We start from the raw sequence: 23,767 nt of genomic DNA on the forward strand, positions 1-23,767 counted from the left end.
CTGGCGGAGATTGTCAATTTGTCGCCGACGCCTTGTCTGGCCCGCCTTGCAAGATTGAAGGCCGGGGGTTTCATACGCGGCTATCATGCGGATATCGCGCTTGATCGCGTGTGCGATTTCACCCAGGTCGTCGTGACGGTTTCGCTGACACATCACCGCAAGTCTGATTTCGACCGCTTCGAGGGCCATATTCGGGCGCTGGACGAGGTCACGGAATGCATCGCCACCGGCGGCGGCATGGATTATGTCCTCCAGGTATTCACCCCGAACCTGGCGGTTTTTCAGGAGTTGATGGAAACCCTGCTTGCGGCCGAACTTGGGATTGACCGCTACATGACCTACATCGTGACGCGCCATGTCAAATCCGCCCAGCCGAATCTTGCCCGATTGGCGGCCAAATCCGGCAAATGACGAAACCCGTCTGAAAAGTCTGCCGGCCTGTCGGACATCAGTCCGTTTGGTCTCTCCAAGGCCTGTTTTCAGTCCACGCCCGGCCCGTCTGTGCGAGTAATTCTCACCCAGTTCAAAACAGTCCGCGGCTGACCGGCCCGGCGGTGCAAAGGGTGAAAGAAATGATGAAATCAGACGGCTTCGGGTTCGGCACACAGATCCGCAAATCTCCCTATTTCGACGCCACCGTGCGCTGGGGTGCCAAGGGGTTCTCGGTTTACAATCACATGTACATCCCGCGCGATTTCGGCGATCCGGAACAGAACTTCTGGAACCTCGTGAACGACGCGATCCTGTGCGACGTGGCGGTGGAGCGCCAGGTGGAGATCACCGGGCCCGACGCCGCGAAGTTCGTGCAGATGCTCACCCCGCGTGATCTTTCGAAAATGGCCGTGGGCCAGTGCAAGTACATCCTGATCACCAATGCCGACGGCGGCATCCTGAACGACCCGATCCTGCTGCGGCTGGCGGAAAACCACTTCTGGATCTCGCTGGCCGACAGCGACATCCTGCTCTGGGCGCAGGGTGTGGCGGTGCATTCGGGCATGGATGTGCAGATTGGCGAACCCGATGTCTCGCCCCTGCAGTTGCAGGGTCCGAAATCGGGCGAGATCATGCGTGCGCTGTTCGGCGAAAGCATCATGGATCTGAAATACTACTGGCTGCGCGCGGTCGAACTGGACGGCATTCCGCTGATCGTGTCGCGCACCGGCTGGTCGAGCGAGCTGGGCTACGAGCTCTACCTGCAGGACGGATCGCGCGGCGACGAGCTGTGGGAAAAGATCATGGCGGCGGGCAAGCCGTTCAACCTGCAGCCGGGCCATACTTCGTCGATCCGCCGGATCGAGGGCGGCATGCTGTCCTACCATGCCGATGCCGATATCAACACCAACCCGTTCGAACTGGGCTTTGACCGGCTGATCAACCTGGACATGGAAGCCGACTTCATCGGCAAGGCCGCGCTGCGCCGCATCAAGGAACAGGGTGTCAGCCGCAAGCAGGTGGGCCTGGTCATCGGCGGCGAGCCGCTGAAGGGGCCGAACACCACGTTCTGGGCGATCAACCGGAATGGCGAACCGGTGGGCAAGGTCACATCCGCGATCTATTCGCCGCGCCTGGAGCAGAACATCGCCCTGGCGATGGTTTCTGTCGACAACGCAGGGATCGGCACCGAACTGGAAGTCGTCACCGCGTCCGGACCGGTCCGCGCCACGGTTGTGGAAGTCCCCTTCTACGACCCCAAGAAATCGCTGGCCGTGGCCTGAGCGGAAAACGGGAGACACGCGAGATGTCTGACCTTTCCATCCAGTTGCACTGGCACCGCACCACGCCCGAGTTGAAGCCGGGCGCCTATTCGGCCGAGCACATGGTGCAGTACAACAGCAGCTTCGATGTCATGGCTGATGCCGCCCCGGATTGGGGCGGCGATCCGGCCAACACCAATCCCGAGCAGGCGCTGGCCGCGGCCCTGTCGAGCTGCCACATGATGACCTTCCTGGCGCTGGCGGCCAAGGCCGGATGGCCGGTCGCCAGCTATCACGATCACGCGGTCGCCCACCTGGGCAAGAACCCTCGGGGGCAAATGTCGGTGACACGCATTGACCTGCACCCGGTGGTCCGCTTCGACACCGGCTTTCAGGTCGGCGACGAGGAAATGGACCAGATGCAGGACCGCGCGCATCGCTACTGCTTCATCGCCAACACGCTCGCCGACAGTGTCGACGTCAACATCCTGTAACCCCGTCCAAGGAACGCCACCAATGCAAGCCGACGATATCCTTCTGCACGATCTGGATGACAAGGGCATCCTGCGCCTGACCCTGAATGACGGCGCCCGGCGCAATCCCCTGTCCGAGGCGATGCTGACCCGGCTTGGCACGGCCTTCGCCGAGGCCGGGGCCGATCCGGCGGTGCGCGTCATCATCCTGGCCGCGAACGGACCCGCCTTCAGCGCCGGTCACGACCTCAAGGAAATGACCGCCGGCCGGGCCGGTCCCGACCGCGGGCGGGCCTATTTCACCAGGATCCTGGGGATGTGCTCGGACACGATGCAGGCGATCATCACCTGCCCCAAACCGGTGATTGCCGAGGTCGCGGGGATTGCCACGGCGGCGGGCTGCCAGCTGGTCGCCAGCTGCGATCTGGCGGTTGCGGCGGATACCGCGCAGTTCAGCACGCCGGGCGTGCATATCGGCCTGTTCTGTTCGACCCCGATGGTCGCCCTGTCCCGCAATGTCGGCAACAAGCACGCGATGGAGATGCTGCTGATCGGCGACATGACGCCCGCTGCCCGCGCTGCCGAGATCGGTCTGGTCAACCGGGTGGTATCGCCCGAGGCGCTGCGCGGAACCACCCTGGAAATCGCCGGGAAAATCGCGGCCAAGTCCAGCATGACGCTCGCCACCGGCAAGCGCGCCTTCTATGCGCAGCGCGAGATGACCCTGGGCGAGGCTTACGATTACGCCACCCGCGTCATGGTCGAGAACATGCTGGCCCGCGACGCCGAAGAAGGTATCGGCGCCTTCATCGAAAAACGCAGCCCCCAATGGCAGGATGCCTGAACATGGCCAATCCTTATAACACCGGTCTCGACCGCAACCCGGCAAACTACCAGCCGCTGACGCCACTGACGTTCCTCGAACGGGCTGCCAGCGTCTTTCCCGATCATGTCGCCATCGTGCATGGTGCCTTGCGGCGCAGCTATGCCGAGTTCTACGCCCGTTCGCGGCGGCTGGCCTCGGCCCTGGCCGGGCAAGGGATCGGGCGCGGCGATACGGTGTCGGCGCTTCTGCCCAACACACCGGCCATGCTGGAATGCCATTATGGCGTGCCGATGTGCGGTGCCGTGCTGCACTCGATCAACACTCGGCTCGATGCGGCCATCATCGCGTTCCAGCTGGATCACGCGATGTCGAAAGTGGTGATCGTGGACAGCGAATTCATGCCGCTTATGCAGGAGGCGCTGGCCCTGGCCGAGGTGTCCCCGCTGGTGATCCAGTGTGACGACCCCGAATATGACGGTGCGCGCGTCGAGGTCGAAGCAGGGGATTACGAGGCTTTTCTGTCCGGCGGCGACCCCGACTATGCCTGGCTGATGCCGCAGGACGAATGGGACGCGATCTCGATCAACTACACCTCGGGCACCACGGGCGATCCCAAGGGCGTGGTCTCGCATCACCGCGGCGCCTATCTGCTGGCGCAAGGCAATGCGTTGACCACCTCGATGCGCAAACACGCGGTCTATCTGTGGACCCTGCCGATGTTCCATTGCAACGGCTGGTGTTTCCCCTGGACCCTGTCGGCGATCATCGGCACCCATGTCTGCCTGCGGCAGGTGCGGGCCGCGCCGATCTGGAACGCACTCGCGGACGAGGGTGTCACCCATCTGTGCGGCGCGCCGATCGTGATGTCGCTGATGATCTCGGCGCCGGAGGCGGAAAAGCGCCAGCTCGACCGGACCGTGCAGTTCTTTACCGCCGCCGCCCCGCCGCCCGAAAAGCTGCTGGCCGACATGAAAGAAGCCGGCTTCGACGTGACACATCTTTACGGCTTGACCGAAACTTACGGCCCGGCAGTGGTCAATGACTGGCACGAAACCTGGTCCGACCTGCCCAAGCCCGAACAGGCGGCGCTCAAGGCGCGCCAGGGTGTGCGCTACCTGCCGCTGGAAGGGCTCGACGTGCTCGATCCCGAAACCATGCTGCCGGTGCCGCGCGATGGCCGGACCATGGGCGAGGTGATGTTCCGCGGCAACGTGGTGATGAAGGGCTATTTCCGAAACCCCGAAGCCACCGGGAAAGCCTTTGCCGGCGGCTGGTTCCATTCGGGTGATCTGGGTGTCATGCATCCAGACGGCTATATCCAGCTCAAGGACAGATCGAAGGACATCATCATCTCGGGCGGGGAGAATATCTCGTCGATCGAGGTCGAAGAGGCGCTCTATCGCCATCCGGCCGTCGCCGTCGTGGCTGTCGTCGCCATGCCCCACGAAAAATGGGGCGAAACGCCCTGCGCCTTCGTCGAACTGGCCGAGGGGCAGCAGGCCGATACCGAAGCCTTGCGCGCCTGGTGCCGCGAACAGCTTGCTCCCTACAAGGTTCCGGGCAGATTCGTGTTCACCGCAATACCCAGAACCTCGACAGGAAAGATCCAGAAATTTACCCTGCGCGAGCAGGCAACAAAGCTTTCGGCCGGCCGATCCGACGCTTTAGCGCCAGCAACCGGGACGAAATAGGTGGGGAACCGACGCGTTAAGCACGACCGCGGAACCGCGCCGGTCGACCGGCCCCTAAGCGGTCGCGCTCCTGCGCGGCCCGACCCTGAAGTGAGGTGATCTCCATGTACCGGATTCGTCTGTTCGCCGTCCGTCATTCCAGGGCTTTCGAATGGCTCTATGCCCGGCTCGAAACCACTATGGTCGCGCTCGATCCGTTGTTTGCTCGCGTCGGCTATGGGCGCATCGAACGCCCGATTGCCGCGGTCGAAAGGGTGACCAAGGGGCTGTTGTTCGACTGCAAGATGTGTGGCCAGTGCGTGCTGTCTTCGACGGGAATGTCCTGCCCGATGAACTGCCCGAAGCAGCTTCGCAATGGCCCCTGCGGCGGCGTCCGTCCTGGCGGCTATTGCGAGGTGAAGCCGCAAATGCGCTGCGTCTGGGTCCTGGCATGGGACGGCGCCGCGCGGATGAAGGAGGGCAGCAAGATCCGCGACGTTCAGCCGCCCGTGGATCGCAGCCTCGAGGGTTCGTCCTCGTGGCTCAGGGTCAGCCGCGAAAAGGCCGCAAGGCTGCGCGAGGCCCGGGAGGCGTCGCGCACCACCATCGCCAAGGCATTCCCCGATGCCCGCGCGCACGAGCCGGCCGTTGCGCCCCTCGCACCAGAGCCGCCCGCGGCCAATCAAGCAGGAAGTAAGCGATGAGCGAAGATCAGCAGCTCGAATTCGAACCCCGGCTGCCGTCCTACGACGAACCGCCGCCTGGCCACGTCTCGGGCAGTCGGCTCGAGCGTGTGCTACGCAGCGGCCACTTCGCGGTGACGGCGGAGCTGAATCCGCCGGACAGCGCCGATCCGGCCGACGTCTTCGAGGCGGCGCGGCCGCTCGCCGAGGTGGCCGATGCGATCAATGCGACCGACGCCTCGGGCGCCAACTGCCACATGTCGTCGATCGGCATCTGCGCATTGCTGACCCGTGCGGGTCACGGCACGATCTACCAGATCTCGTGCCGCGATCGGAACCGGATCGCGATCCAAGGCGACGTCCTCGGCGCCGCTGCGATGGGGGTGCGAAACGTGCTGTGTCTGACCGGCGACGGGGTCGGCGTCGGCGACCAGCCGGGCGCCAAGCCGGTGTTCGACTTCGACTCGCTCTCGCTGCTGCGCACGATCCGTACCATGCGGGATCAGGGCACCTTCCTTTCCGGCCGTCGGATCACCAGCCCGCCGCGCATGTTCCTTGGCGCGGCCGAAAATCCCTGCGTCGAACCGCTCGACTGGAGGCCTGAGCGGCTTGCGAAAAAGGTCGAAGCAGGCGCCGAATTCATCCAGACAAACTACATCTTCGATGTGCCCGTGTTCGAACGCTTCATGGCGCGAGTGCGCGATATGGGGCTCGAACGTCGCGTGTTCATCCTGGCCGGCGTCGGTCCCCTCGCCTCGGCAAGGGCCGCACGGTGGATGCGCAGCAACGTGCCAGGCATTCACATTCCCGACGCGGTGATCGAGCGGATCGAAAAATCCGCGAAACCCGCCGAAGAGGGCAAGCGCCTCTGCGTCGAGTTGATGCAGCAGATCCGCGAGATCCCGGGCGTCGCCGGGGTCCATGTCATGGCCTACCGCCGCGAGCACGAGGTTTCGGAAATCGTCGCGGAGTCGGGAGTGTTGAAAGGGAGGGTGCCGGAGAGGAGCCGGACACCCGGCACCGACTAAAGGGACGTCGCTCGGAATGCCATCGAAACGGCAGGCATTCTGGGGATCTCAAAACAATGAAAAGACTGGAACACGACCTGATTTGAACAGGTCAGAAACCTAGGAGGAGAACTACGTGTGGTATAAGCATATCATGCTCCCAATAGACCTTGAACATGCAGACCGCATGGGAAAGGCGATCGAAACCGCACTGGCACTCACGGTACAGTTCGGAGCCAAGCTGACAATCGTCGGTGTGACATCGGAGCTTCCGGGAGTGTCTGCCCACAATCCGGCCGAGTTCGAGGAAAAACTGTCGGCTTTGGCCCAGCGACTTGGCGAGGGCCTACCGCACGGCGCGCAATCGAAAACCTACGTTGCGCATGACCCGACCGCTCAACTCGACGCCATTCTCCTCGACGCCGTCAAAGACGTCGAAGCCGACCTCGTCGTGATGGCTTCGCATATCCCCAACGCATTGAACGCAATCTGGCCGTCCCACGGGGGCAAGATGGCGTCGCATGCAGACATTTCTGTCTTCGTCGTGCGCTGAAGTGCAAAAAAATAAGGTGGAGGAAAATATGAGAAACGAAAACCCAAGCACCGAAGCGGATGTCGATCTAACCGTGCAGACCGAAGTCGTGGCCATTCCGGCGCCCGAAGGCCGTACCGAGATCATCGAGACCGACTACGAGATCGGGCGCGACAATATCGCCAGCTCTTGGAAGCTGGAATTCGACATCCACCAGGTCGTGTTCACTGTGTCGGCACTGGGAGTCCTGGCGTTCACTTTCCTCACGATGGCCTTCCACGAGGAACTGGAGCCCGCTTTCATAGGATTGCGTGGTTGGCTAACCGGTAATCTCGACTGGTTTTTCCTGCTATCGGGAAACATCTTCGTGCTGCTGAGCCTTTTCCTGATCTTCTCGCCCCTGGGCAAGGTGCGCCTTGGCGGACCCGAAGCGGAACCATCTTTCAGCTACGTCGGATGGTTTTCGATGCTGTTCGCGGCGGGCATGGGTATCGGCCTGATGTTCTACGGCGTATCCGAGCCAATGAGCCATTTTGATAGCGCCATGGGCGGTATCTCGGTCGGCGAGGACGGCGTTCGCACCGACTGGGCGCCGCTGGGCGGCGCCGAAGGCGACGTTGCCGAGGCCGCCCGGCTGGGCATGGCCGCCACGATCTTCCACTGGGGCCTGCACCCTTGGGCAATTTACGCAGTGGTTGCACTTGCACTGGCGCTGTTCTCTTACAACAAGGGGCTGCCGCTGACGCTCCGCTCGTGCTTCTATCCGATCTTCGGCGAGCGTGTCTGGGGCTGGCCAGGCCACATCATCGATATCCTCGCGATCTTTTCTACGATCTTCGGTCTGGCAACATCGTTGGGTATCGGTGCGCAACAGTCCGCGGCAGGTCTGAACTTCTTGTTCGGGTTGTCGACGTCCAATACCATACTGATCACGCTGATCATCGCGATCACGGCGGTGGCGTTGGTGTCGGTCGTTGCGGGCCTTGATGCAGGCGTCAAGCGGCTTTCCGAGATCAACATGGCGCTCGCAGCCATCCTGTTGTTCTTTGTCATTGCCTTTGGCCCGACCATGGAGATCATCAGCGGCGTTTTCTCGAACCTCATAGCCTATGGAGAATATCTGCCGGCGCTATCGATGCCCTTCCAGCGCGAGGACGCCAATTTCGCCTCGGGCTGGACCGCGTTCTACTGGGCGTGGTGGATCAGCTGGTCGCCGTTTGTCGGCATGTTTATCGCCCGCGTCAGCCGCGGCCGCACGGTGCGCGAATTTCTGATCGCCGTGCTGATCGTACCAACGATCCTGTCGGTGATCTGGATGACGGCCATGGGCGGCACCGCCATTGACCAACTTGTGAATGACGGCTTCACCGGTGTGCAGGACGCTGCGCTGGAACTGAAGTTGTTCGAGATGCTGGCGCAACTGCCGCTGACCGGGTTGACCTCGCTCGTGGGCATCATCCTTGTGATCGTCTTCTTTGTGACATCGTCGGACTCGGGCTCGCTTGTGATCGACGCCGTAGCAGCGGGCGGCAAGGTGAACGCCCCGACACCGCAACGGGTGTTCTGGACGATCTCGGAGGGGTTGGTGGCAATAGCGCTGTTGCTGGGCGGTGGCCTGGCCGCGTCGCAGGCCATGGCGGTGTCCACAGGCCTGCCGTTCACGATCGTCTTACTGGGTGCGTGCTACGCCATTGTCCGCGGCCTGCTGAATGAGGCGCGCTGAAGACCCATCGGGGCGGCCTCTCGCCGCCCCGAAATTCCAAGCGACCGACACGCGGGAGTTGTCATTTGTGGACGCATATGGACCGCGGCTGATTGCAACTGCCTGGTTGGGTCTGGTTCGGCGATTACGATTTCTGACGTATTTCCTGCTTTCTTGTGCGGCCTGATATTTCGTCGCCGCGAGCCCCGATGGACCAGAGACCCACACTGCAATAACACTCGAATTGGTGCTGTCATGTGTGGACGACTCCGTTTACGCAAGGGTTGATCTGATCTGAGAATGATCATTCGGGGTGCGGTCATGTGTCCGGCCTGTGCGCGCGGTGCATATGACCGCTGGCCCTGATGAAGTCCGCGTGCTGGGTCCCAATCAGACTATCGAGCTGTTATGCCCTGACAGCACCTCGGGGTGTCCCGGCAGCGGCCCGTTCGATCATCATCACTCTCTTCTGCCCTTGCATTCTTCGCGGCGGTGCAAGATCGCCGCTTGTGTTCCTCCTATGCCTGGATCGCGGGTTTAACTCTGTAGATCTCGCCTTTCACCAGCAACGCCCAGGCGGTTCGGGCGGTCTTGTTGGCGATGGCCACGGTCACGAGCCGCTTGGGTTTGCGCTCAAGGAGCGATCTGACCCAGACGCCGGTCCGTGTACTGTTTGTCTCCGCGCGCTGCGTCACCGAGGTGGCACCGACGACCAGCAATCGACGCAGGTAGCCGTTTCCCATCTTGGACACGCACCCCAATCGCTCCTTGCCGCCCGACGAGTTCTGCCGCGGCACGAGACCGAGCCAGGCCGCGAACTGACGGGCGGACCGAAAGACAGACGGATCCGGCACACTGGCCGCGAGCGCCGTGGCGGTGATGATGCCTACGCCCGGGATCGTCTCGAGCCGCTGGCTCGCCTGGCTCTGCCGATGCCATGCCGTCAGTTGACGCTCGATCTTGCCGATCTCTGCGGCCAAGGTCTGGAGCTGCGCGGCCAGCGACAAAAGCGCCGACCGAGCGAGGGCTGGCAGATTCAGCCCGCCGCCAGGGTCGCTCAAGCGCCGGACCAGTTCGACAACCTTCCGTGGTCCCTGCGCGGAGATCATCCCGAATTCTGCCAGGTGTGCCCGGATCGCGTTGAGGATCATCGTGCGCTGCCGCATCAGTAGGGTCAGGACCCATTGATTTCAGCTTAGCATCGTGATTCACGGCTCGAAAACGAGCGGTGAACATGTCTGATCTTTTCTGGTTGAGCGCCACTGAGGTCGAAGTGTTTAGCTTGAGCCCTCGAAAAATCAAATTTTGCCAGTGACTTACAAGTAATTCACCAAATCGGTGCAATCATCAGCCCAGAGAATTTGGGCCTTAGAGAACGGGTTTCGGCCTATTTCAGCAGATCGAGGTGAATAGCCCAATCGCTACAACCCTCGAAAACAGAAAGAATTTCCGGGCAGACTCGCAAGCGGAGAAACAGTTGTTGAGGGCAAGTGGCGGAGCCGATGGAACTTGGACCCAACGTTCTCTACCAAATAAGCAATTGCTTTAAATAGTTTTTTATTCGTTTGAGCCGGCCATCTGCACAAGAAGCAACTGCAATCCAAATCAAAACGTTGACGACCCAGGACTATTCTGCAGCAAGGAGGTCGCGATCTCGTCTTGGAGGCGCGCCGAATTTTCGGGCGTATTCCCGCGAGAACTGAGCCGAGCTCTCATATCCGACCCCGAACGCGACCTCGGACACTTTTGCGTTCGAACTGCGCAAGGTCTCCCGCGCGCGGAGGAGGCGCAGATCCTTCTGGTATTGCAGCGGCGAGGTGCCCGTCACCGCCCTGAAATGCTCGAAGAAGGCGGAACTGCTCATGCCGGCCCGATCCGCAAGATCACCAACCACAAACGGGCGGGCCAGGTCCGACTGGATCTCGCGCGTGGCCTGAAAGATGCGGCTGGCCGTCGTCTCGTGCCAGAGCAGCTTGCGCAACAGTTCGCCATGGGGACCCAAAAGGAGCCGGGCATGGATTTCGCGCGCCGTGATAGGCCCCAGCAGGCGGCGCGCCTCATCGCACTCGCAATGCCGGAGATAGCGCAGAAGCGCCTCCTCCATCTCGAGATCGGTCTGACCGAGCGAGATCGAGAACGGGTCCAACTGCCCCGGGGCGCGGGCCGGTGCCACGTCGGCGGCTAGGCTGCGCAGGAGGTCGAGGTCGATCGGGAAGACCAGCGCGATGTAGGGGCGATCCGGCGCGGCCTCCGTGATGCGCGAGACGACAGGCAGGGCATGGCTGACGACAAGGGATTGCCCGTCAGCGACGCGTAGGGTCCTTTTGCTCGTTCCCACCTCCTTCGCGCCTTGCAGAACGAGGCACAGGAGCGGCCGGTAGACAGTCGCGTCCTGCCCGGTCGGCGCGGAAAACCGCAGGAAATGCAGGCCGCTGGGGCCATGTGTGAGCGCGCCTTGTGCCGGTTCTTCCCGGTCGAGCAACGCCGATACCTGATGCAAGAGGGCTTCGCTGGCCACGGCTTTCTCCTTGCGTTCCGTCTAGCACAGGATATCCGTCTTTTTATGCGAAAATTTCCATACTTGGAGGATCAGGCAAGAAATATGGCCAATCGTGAAAGATTGGCGGTGACCAGTGTATTAGGATCGACCGATCAGTGAACAAGGAGGACGACCATGGCCAAGATCTTGATCACGGGGATAGCCGGCGGCTTCGGCAAGCCCACAGCGCTGGCGCTTCTGGAGAACCGGCACGAGGTCGCGGGCAGCGTGCGCAGCCGCGAGGGGCGAAACGCCGAGACGGTCGCGGAACTTGAGGCCGCCGGTGCCAAGATCGTCGAGATGGATGTCACGGACACCGCCAGCACCGAAGCCGGTGTGGCCGAAGCCATAGCGTTGCTCGGCGGCGTCGACGTCCTGTTCAATAATGCCGGGATCGGGTCCTACGGCATCCAGGAACTGATGTCGCCCGAGGATATGACCCGCGTCTTCGACGTGAACGTGACCGGGGTGCAGCGGGTAATGCGCGGCGCGCTTCCGCACATGCGCGCGCAGGGACGTGGCACAGTCCTTTACACTTCCAGCCTGATCGGCCGGATCACCACGCCCTTCTACGGCACCTATTCGGCGTCGAAATGGGCGCTGGAAGCCGTGGTGGAATGCTACCGGACGGAGCTTTCGGGCTTCGGCATCGAGTCCTGCATCATCGAGCCCGGCGCAATGCCGACGGCCTTCTTCGACGGGATGGTGGCCCCCAGTGATTCCGAGCGCGAGGCCGGCTACGGCAAGTTCGCGCAGGTTCCGGCGATGTCGGCGGCCGGCCTTGCCCAGATGCTGGAGGCCACACCCGCCCAGCGCCCTGAGCGGGTCTCCGAGGCGGTGGTTGCGCTGCTCGACATGCCTCACGGACAGAAACCTTTCCGCACGGTGGTCGATCACACCGGCGTCGGCCCCGAGATCGAGCGCTACAACGACGTGCTACACGACGTGACGCGCACCGTCCTGACCAATTTCGGCATCGAGCGGATGCTGGACCTGAACGCCTGAGGAGAGCGACATGAAGACCATCCTGATTACCGGCGCCTCCTCCGGCATCGGCAAGGCAACAGCCCTGCGGTTCCAATCCGACGGCTGGAACGTCATCGCCACCATGCGCGATCCGGCTGCCGGGAGCGACCTGGCGGCGCTCGACAACGTTCATGTCACCCGGCTGGACGTGACCGACACTGGCGCCATCACCGCCGCCGTGGCCGAAGGCATCGCCCGGTTCGGCCGGATCGACGTGCTCCTGAACAACGCCGGCTACGGCGCCTACGGTGCGCTCGAGGCCTTCTCTACGGAGCGCATCCGCCGCCAGTTCGACACCAATGTGATCGGCCTTCTGGAGACAACGAAGGCGGTACTGCCGCACATGCGAGCGAACCGTTCGGGCACCATTGTCAACATCTCGTCCATCGGCGGGCAGATCACCTTCCCGCTCGGAACGCTCTACCACGGCACCAAGTTCGCCGTCGAAGGCCTGTCCGAGGCCCTACACTACGAGCTGGAGCCGCTTGGCATCCGCGTGCGGATCGTGGAGCCGGGCATGATCAAGACGGACTTCGGCGGCCGGTCCTTCGACTTCGCCATGGATGAGACGCTATCGGACTATGGCCAGACAGCTGAGGCCATGGGTCGGTTGTTCGGTAAGTTGGCCTCGGACCCTTCCGCCCCCGAGGTCGTCGCAGATGTCATCTGGCAGGCTGTGAACGAGACCGGAGACCGCCTACGCTTCCGCGCGGGCGCCGATGCCGAGGTGTTGCTCGACGACCGAAAGGCCGAGGACGACGAGTCTTTCATAGGCAGGATCAAGGACCTGATGGGGAGCTAACGTCAGCCTGCTGGGCAATCAAACATCGGAGTTGGCGAGCCAGAAGGCTCCGAGCCCGGTTTGAACAGCCCGCCACCAAGCCGGCGTTGGTCAAGCGCAAGTTCATCCCGGTCGCGAAAAGTGGCGGAGATGACGGGATAGCGGCATTTTTTAAGGCCGTGGTGGAGCCCGGCAAGATGAATTCGACCATATCCCTCCTTCTGGTCTTCCTGAACCAGTTCTTCATGCCTCGGCACAACGCGCAACTGAGACTGCTGAAGGCCCAGATCACGATCTTGCGGGCACGCATCCCGATCCAAAGTCAACCGGTTCAGTCGAGATTGCTATCGAAATATTCAGAGCTACAATCGAGACTTCGTCCAGCACAGCAACTAACATTGCTAGTCGGCGCGATGCATTTCACGCGCGGGCCGAGCCAGATCAACGCCGATGATAATAGCGCCCTCATTCAGCTTGTGCGCTGACGCCGCAAGCTGGCTACATTGCGATGCCATCATTCCCCCACGACTTCCTTCAGAACCTCGCCCGCGGCACCGGAGGGCGGGGGCGTTCCGGCGATCTTGGAAAGGGTCAGTGCCACGTCGACAGTATGGACGCGGCGCGAGACTCTCCGGGGCTCTATGCCGTGACCCGCGAAAAAGATCGGCACAAAGGTGTCGTACCTCCACGGAGAGCCGTGCGTCACCGTCGCCGACAGCCCATCCATCTCGTTGATGAACCAGCCCGGCTTGAACACGACATAAATGTCGCCCGACCGGTCGGGATGATAGTTATTCAACACCGCTCGCGTCAGTGCGTTCTCCGGGAACGCGCCCTCTCTCAGACGGGAACTCGGCAGCGCATACGCCACGCCGGGAAACCCGGCGAGTTCCTCGGCAATCGCCGTCTCAAGGTCGGCGCGGTCGATGTCGGGCTTCACCCGAACCTCGTCCGCGAGGTTGAGATAGGGATGATCGTATCCCTCGATCAGCGCGCCCGTGATGCCGAACCGCTCCTTGACCCGAGCGATCGCCGCGTCGGCCTCCCATTCATCGTGTGAGACGTAACCGCCCAGCCCGCCGATTTCCTCGAGAAATCCCGGGGCTTCGGGCGCCCCATGATCCGCCGACAGCACGATCAGGGTCCGGTCCAGCCCGATTTCCCGGTCTATGAAGGAAAATAGGTCCCCCAGCGTCCGGTCGAGACGAAGGAGGTTGTCTTCTGCCTCGAGACTCGACGGGCCAAAGAAATGTCCGACATAGTCGGTGACCGAAAAGCTCACCCCCAGAAAGTCGGTGATCTCGTCGTCCCCGAGATTTTCCCTGTCGATAAGTGTCTTGGCGAAATCTGCCGTGATCTCGTCTGCCGCCGGGGTTAGAGTCAGCAATGTCGTGAAGTACTTGCCGTCTGCCGGTCCGAGCTGGTGGGGAAATGTCCCCCCGAAGCCAGCGAAGTCGGCCTCCCATGGCTGGTCGTCCCGGTCGCCGAAAATGTAAGTCGAGCCGGGGTGCAAGAGGTCCCACGCTGTGCCGCCATGGCTCTGCGGCAACCCCTTCGCGTTCCACTCCACAACCCAGTCTGGATATGCGTCGTAATAGAAGGTGCTAGTCACGAATTCGCCGGCGGACTTGGAAAACCAGAACGCCTTGCCGCTGTGACCCGCCATCGACACCGCACCCCGGTCCTTCACCGAAACGCCGAAGACTTTGGCCAGGCCCGCCGTCGCCACGGACAATTCGTCTCCGAAGGTAGTCGTCAGGATCGTTCGCGGAGACCGGCCCTCGCTTACAGCCGCCTTCTGCGTGGGGTCGATCTCGGTGTCCGCATCGACCCCCGCGCCCGATGTCAGCAAGCGATAGTCGGGATCTTCAATGTTGTAGATGGTGCGGCCGAGAGTGCGGTCGAACCATAAATTGCCCACCATGCCATGGGCGGCAGGATGGGCCCCTGTCGCGAGCGTCGTGTGGCCTACGACGGTCTCGGTATTGGCATGTCCGTGATGGGCGTCGGTGTAGTGGACACCTTCCTCCAGCAGATATCGGAAGCCTCCTTGGCCGAACCGGTCGGAATATCGGCCGGGAAGGTCACCGCGAAGCTGGTCCACGGTGATCTGCAGGATCAGGCGCGGCTTCTCCTCCGCCGAGGCATGGGAGGAAAGCGTCGCGAGCAACATCGCGAGACCGACGATCGGAAAGCGGCGTGTCATGGTGCATGTCCCTTCGATAGGTTTGCGGCGCAACGCCCAGCCGTGCGCGCTCCGCCATCTGACGAAATCCCGACACCGGCTTCGACCACAGGCCTGTCCGTGCCGTTGCGGGAACAATCCGGCCCTGCCATTCGGCTTATGCCCGCCGACCTGTAGCACGGCCCGGTGCCAGCCTGCCTTCACCCCGCGATCTCGAGGCTCGGAAAGCGCCAGGTTCCGTCGAGGATTTCGGTGCGCGGCTGGTACATCCGGACGGCATAGTTCCAACCGGGGGTGATCGGGATGCAGTTCACCCGCTCGTCGTCGCATCCGCCGAAATGGAGTGTGAAGGAGCCGTCCTCGTTCGGCTTGGCGGTAACGTTGTTGTAACTGTTTACGCCGAGGTCGTTGGCCTCGAGATAGCCATCGGAGTTGTAGACGGTGACCGACCAGAAGGCGTCCACGGGGACGTCGGCCACGGTCACGGTGTAGGGGGTTTCCCCATCGTTCTGCGGGACGCTGGCGATGACGTAAGAGGCCGCGGTGCGCGGTAACCCACCCCAGCCGGACAGCGCACCGATCAGACGCGCAACGGGCTGCGTGTCCTCCCTGCGGCCGAAGGCATAGGTCGCCTCGAAGCCAAGCGTGGCGAGATCGTTGACCGCCTTGCGTGCCACTTCCAGCTTCTCGAGATCCCATTCGGGCGCCTCGAAAGGGCCGCTGCTGCCGCCGCTGACCACGATGGCGTCCTGTGCCGCGTGTGCGGCCGCGATGTCGTCGGGATCGGTGACGTCGACAAATGTCCGAAAGCTTATCGAGGCGAAGCGGGTGCCGACGTCTTCCTCGGTGAGACGATAGGTGCCGGGCTCGGCCTCGACGAACATGTCGTGATCCTGGTTGATCACATGCATGGATTGATAGCGCCCGCCGACCTCGGGCAGCGTGATCTCCAGCGGCTCGGAGAGATCTGCAACCAGCGCTGAATACAGCGTGTCCTGATTCATCCGGATGACCGGCTGGTTGCCGGGGATGGTCGGTTGGCGGAAATGCGCGAGCTCTCCGACATTGGCGCCATTGGCGGCCAGGCTGCCCCTGATCATGGTGTCGGTCTCGGCACGGATCAGGTTTTCGACAGTGACATCCTGAGCCGGCGCGACCGAGGGCATCAGCAAGGCGATCATCACGAGTTTCCTAATCACGGGTTTCCCTTTCAATTCACGGGTTGGACAGTCGGGAAGACCCAGCTTCCGTCGAGAATCTCGGCACCGGGCTCGTAAAGCCGAACGGTGTAGTTCCATCCCGCCATGATCGGCAGGCAATTGGCGCGGCCGTCTTCGCAGCCACCAAGGTGAACCGTCATCGAGCCGTCGTCGTTGCGTGCTCCCGACACGCTGTTGATGTTGTAGGCGCCGAGGACGTTCTCTTCGTAGAACCCGTCTGCGTTGTAGAGGCTGATCGACCAGAAGGCGTCCACCGGCACATCGGCGGGCACGTCGATCCGATATTCCCCGACGGGTAGACCCGGCTCGACATTGAGGTAGAGGGCCTGCTGGTCCGGAAGCCCGCCCCATCCGATCGCTGCGCCAAGGAAATGCCTGATCGGTTCGACCTCACCACTTGGCCCGAATGTCCGGGAACTGTCGGTGGCGTGTCGGCCAAGTTCAATCGCAGCCTTCAGGACGGCGTCGAAGCTCTCCCTGTCGTAGTTCGGAGGCACAAAGGGCTTAGACGAGCCGGTTTCCAGCGTGATTGCATCCTGCAGGGCATGGACGGCCGCCACGTCGTCCGGATCGCCGGCATTGACCAGCGTCCGGATGATCGCAACGACGTAAGGCGTCTCGAACGTGTCCAAGTCGAGCGTGTGGGCTCCGCCTCCGACAAAGACCTCGTTCATGAAGTGGTCCTGATTGACAATCTGCGCCGAGATGTACCGCTCACCCGTGTCCGGCAGCGTCAGGGTCGCGCCCTCGCTGATGTCGATGACGGCCATGCTGTAGAGCGTGTCGCGGTTCATCCGGATCGTGGGCTGCCGCTCCACGGGCGTCGGCTCGCGGACGTGGATCAGGGTGTTCACGCCACCGCTCAGGGCGAGATACTTGCCGAACTCGATGTTCGTCGCCGCGCGCACGAAATTGTCCACGGTGACAGGGATCTCCCGGCTATCGAGGATGGCGTCCAGCATGTCCGCAGGCGATTGCGCCACGGCCAAGCTGGAGAACGCCGTCGCGACGGCGAGGCCAAGCGGAAAGGGAGTGACACTTCGCAGTTTCATCTTGAATTCGCTTTCCTTGAGGAATGGTCGGAGAATGGGGCGCTCCGCTTCACCGCAAAAGATCGGAGACGATGCCGATGGCTTCGATCACCACGGCAGTGTCGCGATAGACCCGGTAGACTTCGTTGTCGTAGCGGACATAGCCTTGGCCGGGGAGCAGTGTTGGCAAGCGCCATCGGCCGTAATCGGTGATCCATTTGTAGCCGCTGGGAAGTTGTTCACCCGAGCGGTAGATCTTCTTTGCCTGTCCGGGCGGAAGGCCGAGTGGCTTCTTGGCGAGTCCCGGAGGTGTCGCGCTGCCCTTGGCGGCAGAGTTTCCGCTCCCTTTGCCAGGCTTGGTGTTGTCGGCAACCGCATGCCCTACCATTGCGGCAAGGAAAATTGCGAAAGTGACCGATAGGGTGGTTAATTGCTTCATGATGCTTCTACCCTCATAACCCTTCTCTCTTCATGATGCCTCTTCCTTCATGGTTGCAGTCTGGTGCCATCGATGCGTTCACTTTGACGCGTGCTAACCCGGAAGGACTCAAATTGTGGTTGTCGGGGTGCCGGTACGAGGATAAATCCGGCACCCCTTCCCGGTTATCGGGAACAAGTTCTCCCTCGAAACCAGGATTTCGGTTCGATCTCTCGCCCCGTGCCCGACCCCGCTGGACACTTCCCTTACACAGGACACTTGAACGAGTGAGGACAAGTGTCCTCAATGGACGGCATCTTCCACTGCCGCGTCGACAGCACCGGCGAGCAAGGTGTTGGGATCCGCCTCGCACTTCTCCTCGAGCGCGGCAGTGAACTTGTCCTTCAGTGTGGCGCGCTCTGTCTCGTCTGGGAACATCGCCTCAATGTTATATTCACGGTTGAACAGCGACACTGCAACCATCAGGCGCACGATCTCTGCCACCTGGTTCTCGTCTTCGCCGTAGTTTGCGAGCACACTCTCACAGCTGTGATGCATGTAAGGCATGGCGGCGTCGAGGATCCGACTCATCTCCGCGTCCATCTGCGCGCTGGCACTCGAAGCGGTTAACGCCACTGCGGCCACTGCGGCTATCTTGATAATATTGTGCATTTTGCCCTCCCAAGATGTCTAGAGCAACTCACGTCGCAGACGATGCGTCACTTGTTGTAACCGGCGATTGCGCCGACCACCGCTCCTGCGGTTGCGCCCTTGCTTCCGCCGACGAGGTATCCCACCCCGCTCCCGATGATTGCGCCTGTCATCGTGTTCTGATTGCGCTTCCGGTCCGCCTCTGCAGGGCCTGACAGCGCTAGGCCAAGAACCACTGCCAAGGAGAGAGTAACTGCCGCTATAGGTCTGACTTTATACATCTTTCTTCCTCCGTTTCAAAACTCTGGCACTCCGTGACGGGCCAACCGAACCCGTCTTCAGCCCGGCGTCACCCAAATCGGCGAGGTGTAAGCGCGTTCCTGGTGGGTGGGCTCCACGCCCTCCGGCAAGTCGATGCCAAAGAACGCGGCGTCGTAGGTCGTCCAGCGTGGTGTCGGGATCTCGAGGACACGGACGTAGTAGAAGGCGCGCTGCGCAGGATCGAAGTCCGGATCTTCCCAGAAGGCTTCGAGAAACGGATCGCCGATGGAGTTGCTGTAGGTGGCGGTCGCTACATCCACTGTGTTGCCGACGGCACCCTCGCACGCGTCGTCCACAATGGCGCGTGCATCCGCGCAGGCCACGTCATAAACTCGCTCCTGCGTTTCCCCGTTGGCATCCAGCCAACCCTTGATGACCTGAACGCGGTCCAGATTGGCGGCATCTGGGTCGCGCAAGGCCCGGATCAGCAGCTTCGGGGCCTCGGTCACCCCCGTCAGGTCGCCTCCCATTGGCACGCCGTTCGCATAGCCGTGCGCAGCAAAGTCAGATCGTTCGAGGTCATCTGGACTAAAATCGGTGCCGGCGAAGACGCGAACGCGCAGGCGCGTCCCGGTGGTGGCAAAGACTTCCTTGCGGGCGAAGGCGTCCCAGATCGCTTCGCGCGTGTTCTCCCGCGCCCAGACGGCGGCGAGGCCCGAGGCGAGGGCCTGCGCGTGGACGATATCGTCGGACGGATCGTCTGGCGTCGCGAGTCCCGTGATCTGTTCCTCGAAGCGCACAGGATCGGCCGTCGGCTCTACCACCGAGACCTTGCCGAAGAAGTTGTCGTCTCCGGTGGTCGCCAGCGCCGTATGCGAGTCCGTCGATCCGATCATACCGAACTTGAACGGGTTCGCACCGATGCTTTCCGAATATGCGAGACCGCGCTTCAGGGCCTCGCGCGCATATTCGCGGGGCAGCATCTCTGGCTTCTTGAGTTCGGGGCCGAAGCTGCCGGTGTCCCAGGTGCCATAGTCGGCGAAGGCGTCGTCCGGCGAAAGCATTGGATGCGCCTCGCCGTCGCCCTTGATCTGCGTGACCTCGTAGACCGGCTCCCATTGCATCCGACGCTCGGCATAAGCGGTGTCGAGGGCGTCGCCATCGAACGTCCGGTCGTCGAACATCAACCCGTTGGAGAGGTTGCCATTGTGCGGAATGGACATGATCCGACCGCCTGTGGTTTCCTCGTAGCCTTCCATCCAGTCCCAAAGGTCTTCGGGGTTTTCGCTGTCGTACGAACTGAACGGCACGACCTGTTCGGCCGCGTCCTTGCCGTCGCGCATCATGACGACACGGTGCAGGTTGTTGCCGTTCGGACCGGACGTCCACTCGTAGCCGATCAGAGCCGAGAAGGCGCCGGGATCGTTGTGACGTTCTGCGGCTTCGACCATGCGCTGCCACATCGTTTCATGGAGAGAGGTGTCGGCCAGCGGGTCACCGGCCTCCTCTCCCCCAAGCGTAAATGCGCCAGCCCAGTATAGATATGCCTCGGTTTGCGCTTCCGGTGTTCGTGGGGCGAACACCTCAAAGAGCCCGCGGCCCCAGTCGTTCGCCAGCACCTCGGCGTTTTCTTCTTCGAGAGCGATAACGAGCCCCAGATTCTCCGCGTGGTCCGCGACGACGAGGAAATCGAGCGGCCGCTGCAGCCGTGCCTCGATCCCGTTGGACGACGTCACCGTCTCGCCCTTGGCGAAGCGGTAGGCGTCGTCGGGTGTAGTCGTCGCGCCGACGAGCGCCGAATCGGTCGAGTAGGCGGTGTGTAGATGCGTGTCGCCGAAGAAGACCTGATTGGGGTAGTCGTGCGAGATGTAGGGGGAATATTCGGCATCTGGATCGGGGGCTATTCCCACGAGTTCCTGCGCGAAGGATGAGTTTCCTGCAAGAAGAACAATTGCCGTTGTCGTAAGATACTTTTTCATGTCAATTTCTCTTTCGATCATAAGGATTATCTACCGCTTGGTCGCCTGTGCTGATTGGCTTCGATCACGATTGGTGGCACACTTATCCACGCGCTTCTTCGAAAGCCGCCAACAGAGATGCGTCAGGTTTCGAGATGCAGTAATCGAGCACGGCGTCCGTCGCGAGAGTCAGTTTGTTCGTATCGAATGTAATTTCGCTCAGCTTGCCGCTCATGTAGCCATGCATATAGGCAATCGTGAAATCGCGTTCGAAGCCGCTGCGGACCAGCATATCCCTGCAGGTAAACTCTTCCATCTGCAGCACCACATTGTCCGTGTTTTGCGCCAACGCACCAAATGGTACCGACACAAGAAAAGCGAAGCTCAGCGCTAGACCAGTTTTGAGTTTGAGCATCTGATATCCCTTTCTTCAGTTGTAAAAGACGCCGTTCAAGCACCCGTGATAATACTTCTGAAACCGGGCCTCGCGGTCGGCGGCCCCTGCTGTTCCGCCCACGACGGCACCTATCGCGGCTCCTTTCTGGCGGTATTTCAACGACCCCTTTGCGATGTGGCCGATGGCGGCACCGCCGACGGCGCCTGCGACGGCCCCGCCCACGACCCCACCTGTGTTGGCTCTCGCTTTCTCGCGTGCGTAAGCCTCGCAGTAGGGCGGATCGTATCTCTGCTGATTGCCAGTCGTTTGCGCGGTCACCGGCGCGGCGAAGGAAACCGTCAGCGCTATCGCTGATTGGGTTGCGACAACAACGGTTCCCTTGAAAAGGCTCGCTCTCAACGCTCTGAACATCATCTGGAGTTTCCCTTGTGCATTTTGGGATCTCACGAGCCTGGAGGCACCTGCAGCAATCCCTCTAGAATTTAAATGTCGCACCGATCAGAGGACCGGATTGAGAGACATCGAAAACAATGCCGTTATCCTGATAGTCGACGCTCATGTAGCGCCATCCAACAGATAGTGAGACTCGGTCGGTAAAGGAGTAATTTGCACCTGTTTGCACGGACCATTGCATATCGGATCCGACACCGAAGCCGCCGATATCGGCGCTTCCGAAAAGCACCCAGCGATCATTGATGCGATATCGCCCTGCAACTCCAATGATCGGATCCACCCAATCCGCGCTGGAGGACGATCTCAATAGCGGCCCGACCGTGTTAACTGCAAAATTATTTTCAATTTTCCAATACCTTACGCCAAGGTAGACATCGATATTATGGTCCTGCGATACCGATACGGTTCGACCAAGAGATAGTGCCGCATTTGTGGTCTTGCTCTCGACCTGAAGGGCCTGAACGATGGGTCCGCCAATTTGCTCATCAGACGTGGTCTTGACCAGCGATCCGTCAAAATAAATTACCCAAGGCCCATTCCTGGCGCTGGATAATAGAAAAAGGCCATAATCCAGATCGTCGAAGATATCCCCAAACGACAGGTCAACAGGCTGTGACGGCAGTCCCGGCACCGTTCCAAGATCGCCGCTAAGTCCGGACATCCACGCATATGGTGTGATATTGAACTCCCAATCTGACTGCGCTGCGGCCTGCGTGCCGGCAAAAGCCATAGTCAGTCCGACACTTGCGACGACTGATTGAATAACAAATTTAGTATTCATGGCCCCCTCCGATTCGTGTATCCAGAAAGGCTACATGCCGCAGTGAGAGCAAACTTGATCCAGATCAAGAATATCAGCTGACAGGGTGATCATTTTGCGCCAAAATCAACGATTATGCTGCGCCCACTTCAAAACATCCTTTCTTGGCGCCCTGTAATTTCAGCTACCGATCACATAGCCTCGTCGTCTGTGACCGACAGGGCGTTGGCCTCCATCGGACTGAATCGGGGAATGGTTGAGGGCCCGCCGATCTTCGTTCCCTATGCGCTGCAGGCGGCATATGCCGAACACTTGGCTCGTCAACTCGGCGAGCGGCACGTCGGCCCGAACATAGTCAGTCAGTACGGATATAAAGGTCTCGGTCTGTACGCCCGCTATGTTCTTGGCGCCCCTCGTCTCGACATCGCGTTCGCCAGAGGCATCCGAGCCCTTCCGTATCTGCAATCGGGTGCATCGGTGAACCTTCACGACGCGGGCGATTGCATTATCCTGCAATTCGGTTCTGGTATCCATTCGATTGTGGGCGCGGGGCACATCGACGAGGGAACGTCTATTCTTCTCATCGATCTCGTGCGCCATTTCCTCGGTAAAGAATGGAATCCCGAATGGGTGGAACTCTCGGGTAAACGTTTCACTGGTGACGAGATGCTTGAGGACCTCCTCGGTGCCCCCGTCCGCTACGGAAAGCCACTCCTTGGAATCGCTATCCTGAAGGATCAGCTGCAAACTCATAACCCCCGTCCAGAGAAAGCGCCACGCACTGTCCTTTTCAAAGATCTGCGCAAAATGATAAACCACGGCCCGCCACGCACGATGGTGGGGCTCGTGCGCGAGGCGCTGTTGCAGTCAGTGATGGAAGGCAACCCATGCGAAGATGCTGTCACAGCCTGGCTGGGTTTGGGCAAACGTACGCTGCAGAGGCAGTTGGCGGTGGAAGGCAACACCTTTCGTAAGGTATTCGCAGATTTCCGGATTGAACGGGCGAAGGCGATGCTGGCGGAGACGAACCAGTCCGCCCGGTCTATCGCGGCTTCTCTAGGATACCATGAAGTCAACAGCTTCCGACGCGCCTTTTCCCGAAGCGTTGGCTGTACGCCGGCGGAGTACTCGGCGTTGTGCCGAGCCCAACCGCCAGATGTGTCCGTCGTCAGGGTTTTTCGGACTTCGCAGGCCGTTTCGTAACGGAGGCTCTGGTTCGGTTTCTGTTTAAGTTTAAGCGGCAGCTGCTTGGTGCTGCAAGCGGCGTTGCCGGATTGTCTGTTTCTTGATCTCCTCTCTCATCTTCAGGATCTTCGCGCCGCGACCATGGTAGACGTCGGCCGGGGTCAGGTTTGCCAGGCTCTCGTGATATCGGTGGTTGTTGTAGTGGTCGACGAAGGCGCCGATCTGGCGTTCCAACTCGCCGGGCAGGAAGTAGTTTTCCAGCAGAACGCGGTTCTTCATGGTCTGGTGCCAGCGCTCGATCTTGCCCTGGGTTTG

General features: G+C 61.2%; 26 protein-coding genes. 13 read left to right on the plus strand and 13 right to left on the minus strand.

All coding sequences use genetic code 11. The annotated features are described in order from the left end of the window. The 9 genes from BLT75_RS23045 to BLT75_RS23085 all read left to right on the plus strand — a co-directional run. On the plus strand, positions 1 to 411 hold a 411-nt coding region (locus BLT75_RS23045), incomplete at its 5' end, for an Lrp/AsnC family transcriptional regulator (protein WP_143028586.1). Between the two features lie 161 nt (positions 412 to 572). After that, a complete protein-coding gene (locus BLT75_RS23050; RefSeq protein WP_093034597.1) occupies positions 573 to 1,715 on the plus strand; it encodes a glycine cleavage T C-terminal barrel domain-containing protein in 1,143 nt (380 codons plus the stop codon). 23 nt (positions 1,716 to 1,738) lie between these two features. Next, complete coding sequence (locus tag BLT75_RS23055) at positions 1,739 to 2,188, plus strand: OsmC family protein (protein WP_093034218.1); 450 nt, start codon at positions 1,739 to 1,741, stop codon at positions 2,186 to 2,188. 22 nt (positions 2,189 to 2,210) lie between these two features. Further along, positions 2,211 to 3,011: an enoyl-CoA hydratase gene (locus BLT75_RS23060; protein WP_093034221.1), complete on the plus strand. Its 801-nt coding sequence runs from the start codon at positions 2,211 to 2,213 to the stop codon at positions 3,009 to 3,011. Positions 3,012 to 3,013: 2 nt separating this feature from the next. After that, positions 3,014 to 4,684, plus strand: coding sequence for an acyl-CoA synthetase (locus BLT75_RS23065; protein WP_093037924.1), 1,671 nt, complete (start codon positions 3,014 to 3,016; stop codon positions 4,682 to 4,684). 104 nt (positions 4,685 to 4,788) lie between these two features. After that, positions 4,789 to 5,367 carry a methylenetetrahydrofolate reductase C-terminal domain-containing protein gene (locus BLT75_RS23070; RefSeq protein WP_093037876.1) on the plus strand — a complete coding sequence of 193 codons (579 nt, stop codon included), beginning with the start codon at positions 4,789 to 4,791 and terminating at the stop codon, positions 5,365 to 5,367. After that, positions 5,364 to 6,374 (plus strand): methylenetetrahydrofolate reductase, encoded by a 1,011-nt coding sequence (locus BLT75_RS23075; protein WP_093037879.1) that lies wholly within the window; start codon positions 5,364 to 5,366, stop codon positions 6,372 to 6,374. The genes BLT75_RS23070 and BLT75_RS23075 overlap by 4 nt, the downstream gene beginning before the upstream one ends. A gap of 133 nt (positions 6,375 to 6,507) precedes the next feature. After that, positions 6,508 to 6,906: a universal stress protein gene (locus tag BLT75_RS23080; RefSeq protein WP_093037927.1), complete on the plus strand. Its 399-nt coding sequence runs from the start codon at positions 6,508 to 6,510 to the stop codon at positions 6,904 to 6,906. Positions 6,907 to 6,934: 28 nt separating this feature from the next. Then, complete coding sequence (locus BLT75_RS23085; RefSeq protein ID WP_093037930.1) at positions 6,935 to 8,608, plus strand: BCCT family transporter; 1,674 nt, start codon at positions 6,935 to 6,937, stop codon at positions 8,606 to 8,608. Positions 8,609 to 9,105: 497 nt separating this feature from the next. Here the strand turns inward: BLT75_RS23085 and BLT75_RS23090 are convergent, their stop codons facing one another. Next, positions 9,106 to 9,753, minus strand: coding sequence for an IS110 family RNA-guided transposase (locus BLT75_RS23090; protein WP_093037882.1), 648 nt, complete (start codon positions 9,751 to 9,753; stop codon positions 9,106 to 9,108). 461 nt (positions 9,754 to 10,214) lie between these two features. Further along, positions 10,215 to 11,105 carry an AraC family transcriptional regulator gene (locus BLT75_RS23095; RefSeq protein WP_093037885.1) on the minus strand — a complete coding sequence of 297 codons (891 nt, stop codon included), beginning with the start codon at positions 11,103 to 11,105 and terminating at the stop codon, positions 10,215 to 10,217. A 156-nt stretch (positions 11,106 to 11,261) separates the two neighbouring features. On the opposite strand from BLT75_RS23095, the gene BLT75_RS23100 reads away from it, so the two are divergent. The 3 genes from BLT75_RS23100 to BLT75_RS24680 all read left to right on the plus strand — a co-directional run bounded on the left by BLT75_RS23100 (position 11,262) and on the right by BLT75_RS24680 (position 13,418). Continuing rightward, on the plus strand, positions 11,262 to 12,131 hold the full coding sequence (locus BLT75_RS23100) for an SDR family NAD(P)-dependent oxidoreductase (RefSeq protein WP_093037888.1): 870 nt from the start codon (positions 11,262 to 11,264) through the stop codon (positions 12,129 to 12,131). A gap of 10 nt (positions 12,132 to 12,141) precedes the next feature. Beyond that, complete coding sequence (locus BLT75_RS23105; RefSeq protein WP_093037891.1) at positions 12,142 to 12,954, plus strand: SDR family oxidoreductase; 813 nt, start codon at positions 12,142 to 12,144, stop codon at positions 12,952 to 12,954. Positions 12,955 to 13,040: 86 nt separating this feature from the next. Beyond that, entirely contained in the window at positions 13,041 to 13,418 is a 378-nt protein-coding gene (locus BLT75_RS24680) for a hypothetical protein (RefSeq protein ID WP_218129025.1), read from the plus strand. A gap of 29 nt (positions 13,419 to 13,447) precedes the next feature. Here BLT75_RS24680 and BLT75_RS23115 read toward each other — a convergent pair whose 3' ends face one another. The 10 genes from BLT75_RS23115 to BLT75_RS23160 form a co-directional block, all read right to left on the minus strand. After that, a complete protein-coding gene (locus tag BLT75_RS23115; protein WP_093037894.1) occupies positions 13,448 to 15,139 on the minus strand; it encodes an alkaline phosphatase family protein in 1,692 nt (563 codons plus the stop codon). Positions 15,140 to 15,318: 179 nt separating this feature from the next. Next, a complete protein-coding gene (locus tag BLT75_RS23120) occupies positions 15,319 to 16,299 on the minus strand; it encodes a DUF1214 domain-containing protein (RefSeq protein ID WP_093037897.1) in 981 nt (326 codons plus the stop codon). A 29-nt stretch (positions 16,300 to 16,328) separates the two neighbouring features. Further along, positions 16,329 to 17,390, minus strand: coding sequence for a DUF1214 domain-containing protein (locus BLT75_RS23125; RefSeq protein ID WP_218129028.1), 1,062 nt, complete (start codon positions 17,388 to 17,390; stop codon positions 16,329 to 16,331). 49 nt (positions 17,391 to 17,439) lie between these two features. Beyond that, positions 17,440 to 17,808 carry an RcnB family protein gene (locus tag BLT75_RS23130; protein ID WP_143028651.1) on the minus strand — a complete coding sequence of 123 codons (369 nt, stop codon included), beginning with the start codon at positions 17,806 to 17,808 and terminating at the stop codon, positions 17,440 to 17,442. Between the two features lie 282 nt (positions 17,809 to 18,090). Beyond that, positions 18,091 to 18,459, minus strand: coding sequence for a hypothetical protein (locus BLT75_RS23135; RefSeq protein WP_093037903.1), 369 nt, complete (start codon positions 18,457 to 18,459; stop codon positions 18,091 to 18,093). Positions 18,460 to 18,506: 47 nt separating this feature from the next. Beyond that, a complete protein-coding gene (locus BLT75_RS23140; protein ID WP_093037906.1) occupies positions 18,507 to 18,719 on the minus strand; it encodes a YMGG-like glycine zipper-containing protein in 213 nt (70 codons plus the stop codon). 57 nt (positions 18,720 to 18,776) lie between these two features. After that, the gene (locus BLT75_RS23145) at positions 18,777 to 20,678 is read right to left on the minus strand and encodes a DUF3604 domain-containing protein (protein WP_176828225.1); all 1,902 of its coding nucleotides are present in this window, start codon (positions 20,676 to 20,678) and stop codon (positions 18,777 to 18,779) included. A gap of 82 nt (positions 20,679 to 20,760) precedes the next feature. Beyond that, positions 20,761 to 21,072 carry an HdeA/HdeB family chaperone gene (locus BLT75_RS23150; RefSeq protein ID WP_093037912.1) on the minus strand — a complete coding sequence of 104 codons (312 nt, stop codon included), beginning with the start codon at positions 21,070 to 21,072 and terminating at the stop codon, positions 20,761 to 20,763. Between the two features lie 15 nt (positions 21,073 to 21,087). Then, entirely contained in the window at positions 21,088 to 21,468 is a 381-nt protein-coding gene (locus BLT75_RS23155) for a hypothetical protein (RefSeq protein ID WP_093037915.1), read from the minus strand. Between the two features lie 61 nt (positions 21,469 to 21,529). Beyond that, positions 21,530 to 22,288 (minus strand): porin family protein, encoded by a 759-nt coding sequence (locus BLT75_RS23160; protein WP_143028652.1) that lies wholly within the window; start codon positions 22,286 to 22,288, stop codon positions 21,530 to 21,532. A 114-nt stretch (positions 22,289 to 22,402) separates the two neighbouring features. Here BLT75_RS23160 and BLT75_RS23165 point away from each other — a divergent pair, with 114 nt between their 5' ends. Then, on the plus strand, positions 22,403 to 23,470 hold the full coding sequence (locus tag BLT75_RS23165; RefSeq protein ID WP_093037921.1) for a helix-turn-helix domain-containing protein: 1,068 nt from the start codon (positions 22,403 to 22,405) through the stop codon (positions 23,468 to 23,470). A gap of 30 nt (positions 23,471 to 23,500) precedes the next feature. Here BLT75_RS23165 and BLT75_RS23170 read toward each other — a convergent pair. Then, on the minus strand, positions 23,501 to 23,767 hold a 267-nt coding region (locus BLT75_RS23170), incomplete at its 5' end, for an integrase core domain-containing protein (protein ID WP_143028483.1).

It is taken from the genome of Ruegeria marina, from assembly GCF_900101475.1.
Lineage (GTDB): Bacteria > Pseudomonadota > Alphaproteobacteria > Rhodobacterales > Rhodobacteraceae > Ruegeria_B > Ruegeria_B marina.

Coding starts and splice junctions, on each gene's coding strand:
- BLT75_RS23050 (WP_093034597.1), top strand. CDS start 573: ATGATGAAATCAGACGGCTTCGGGTTCGGCACACAGATCCGCAAATCT.
- BLT75_RS23055 (WP_093034218.1), top strand. CDS start 1,739: ATGTCTGACCTTTCCATCCAGTTGCACTGGCACCGCACCACGCCCGAG.
- BLT75_RS23060 (WP_093034221.1), top strand. CDS start 2,211: ATGCAAGCCGACGATATCCTTCTGCACGATCTGGATGACAAGGGCATC.
- BLT75_RS23065 (WP_093037924.1), top strand. CDS start 3,014: ATGGCCAATCCTTATAACACCGGTCTCGACCGCAACCCGGCAAACTAC.
- BLT75_RS23070 (WP_093037876.1), top strand. CDS start 4,789: ATGTACCGGATTCGTCTGTTCGCCGTCCGTCATTCCAGGGCTTTCGAA.
- BLT75_RS23075 (WP_093037879.1), top strand. CDS start 5,364: ATGAGCGAAGATCAGCAGCTCGAATTCGAACCCCGGCTGCCGTCCTAC.
- BLT75_RS23080 (WP_093037927.1), top strand. CDS start 6,508: ATGCTCCCAATAGACCTTGAACATGCAGACCGCATGGGAAAGGCGATC.
- BLT75_RS23085 (WP_093037930.1), top strand. CDS start 6,935: ATGAGAAACGAAAACCCAAGCACCGAAGCGGATGTCGATCTAACCGTG.
- BLT75_RS23090 (WP_093037882.1), bottom strand. CDS start 9,753: ATGCGGCAGCGCACGATGATCCTCAACGCGATCCGGGCACACCTGGCA.
- BLT75_RS23100 (WP_093037888.1), top strand. CDS start 11,262: ATGGCCAAGATCTTGATCACGGGGATAGCCGGCGGCTTCGGCAAGCCC.
- BLT75_RS23105 (WP_093037891.1), top strand. CDS start 12,142: ATGAAGACCATCCTGATTACCGGCGCCTCCTCCGGCATCGGCAAGGCA.
- BLT75_RS23115 (WP_093037894.1), bottom strand. CDS start 15,139: ATGACACGCCGCTTTCCGATCGTCGGTCTCGCGATGTTGCTCGCGACG.
- BLT75_RS23120 (WP_093037897.1), bottom strand. CDS start 16,299: ATGATCGCCTTGCTGATGCCCTCGGTCGCGCCGGCTCAGGATGTCACT.
- BLT75_RS23125 (WP_218129028.1), bottom strand. CDS start 17,390: ATGAAACTGCGAAGTGTCACTCCCTTTCCGCTTGGCCTCGCCGTCGCG.
- BLT75_RS23130 (WP_143028651.1), bottom strand. CDS start 17,808: ATGAAGCAATTAACCACCCTATCGGTCACTTTCGCAATTTTCCTTGCC.
- BLT75_RS23135 (WP_093037903.1), bottom strand. CDS start 18,459: ATGCACAATATTATCAAGATAGCCGCAGTGGCCGCAGTGGCGTTAACC.
- BLT75_RS23140 (WP_093037906.1), bottom strand. CDS start 18,719: ATGTATAAAGTCAGACCTATAGCGGCAGTTACTCTCTCCTTGGCAGTG.
- BLT75_RS23145 (WP_176828225.1), bottom strand. CDS start 20,678: ATGAAAAAGTATCTTACGACAACGGCAATTGTTCTTCTTGCAGGAAAC.
- BLT75_RS23150 (WP_093037912.1), bottom strand. CDS start 21,072: ATGCTCAAACTCAAAACTGGTCTAGCGCTGAGCTTCGCTTTTCTTGTG.
- BLT75_RS23155 (WP_093037915.1), bottom strand. CDS start 21,468: ATGATGTTCAGAGCGTTGAGAGCGAGCCTTTTCAAGGGAACCGTTGTT.
- BLT75_RS23160 (WP_143028652.1), bottom strand. CDS start 22,288: ATGAATACTAAATTTGTTATTCAATCAGTCGTCGCAAGTGTCGGACTG.
- BLT75_RS23165 (WP_093037921.1), top strand. CDS start 22,403: ATGCTGCGCCCACTTCAAAACATCCTTTCTTGGCGCCCTGTAATTTCA.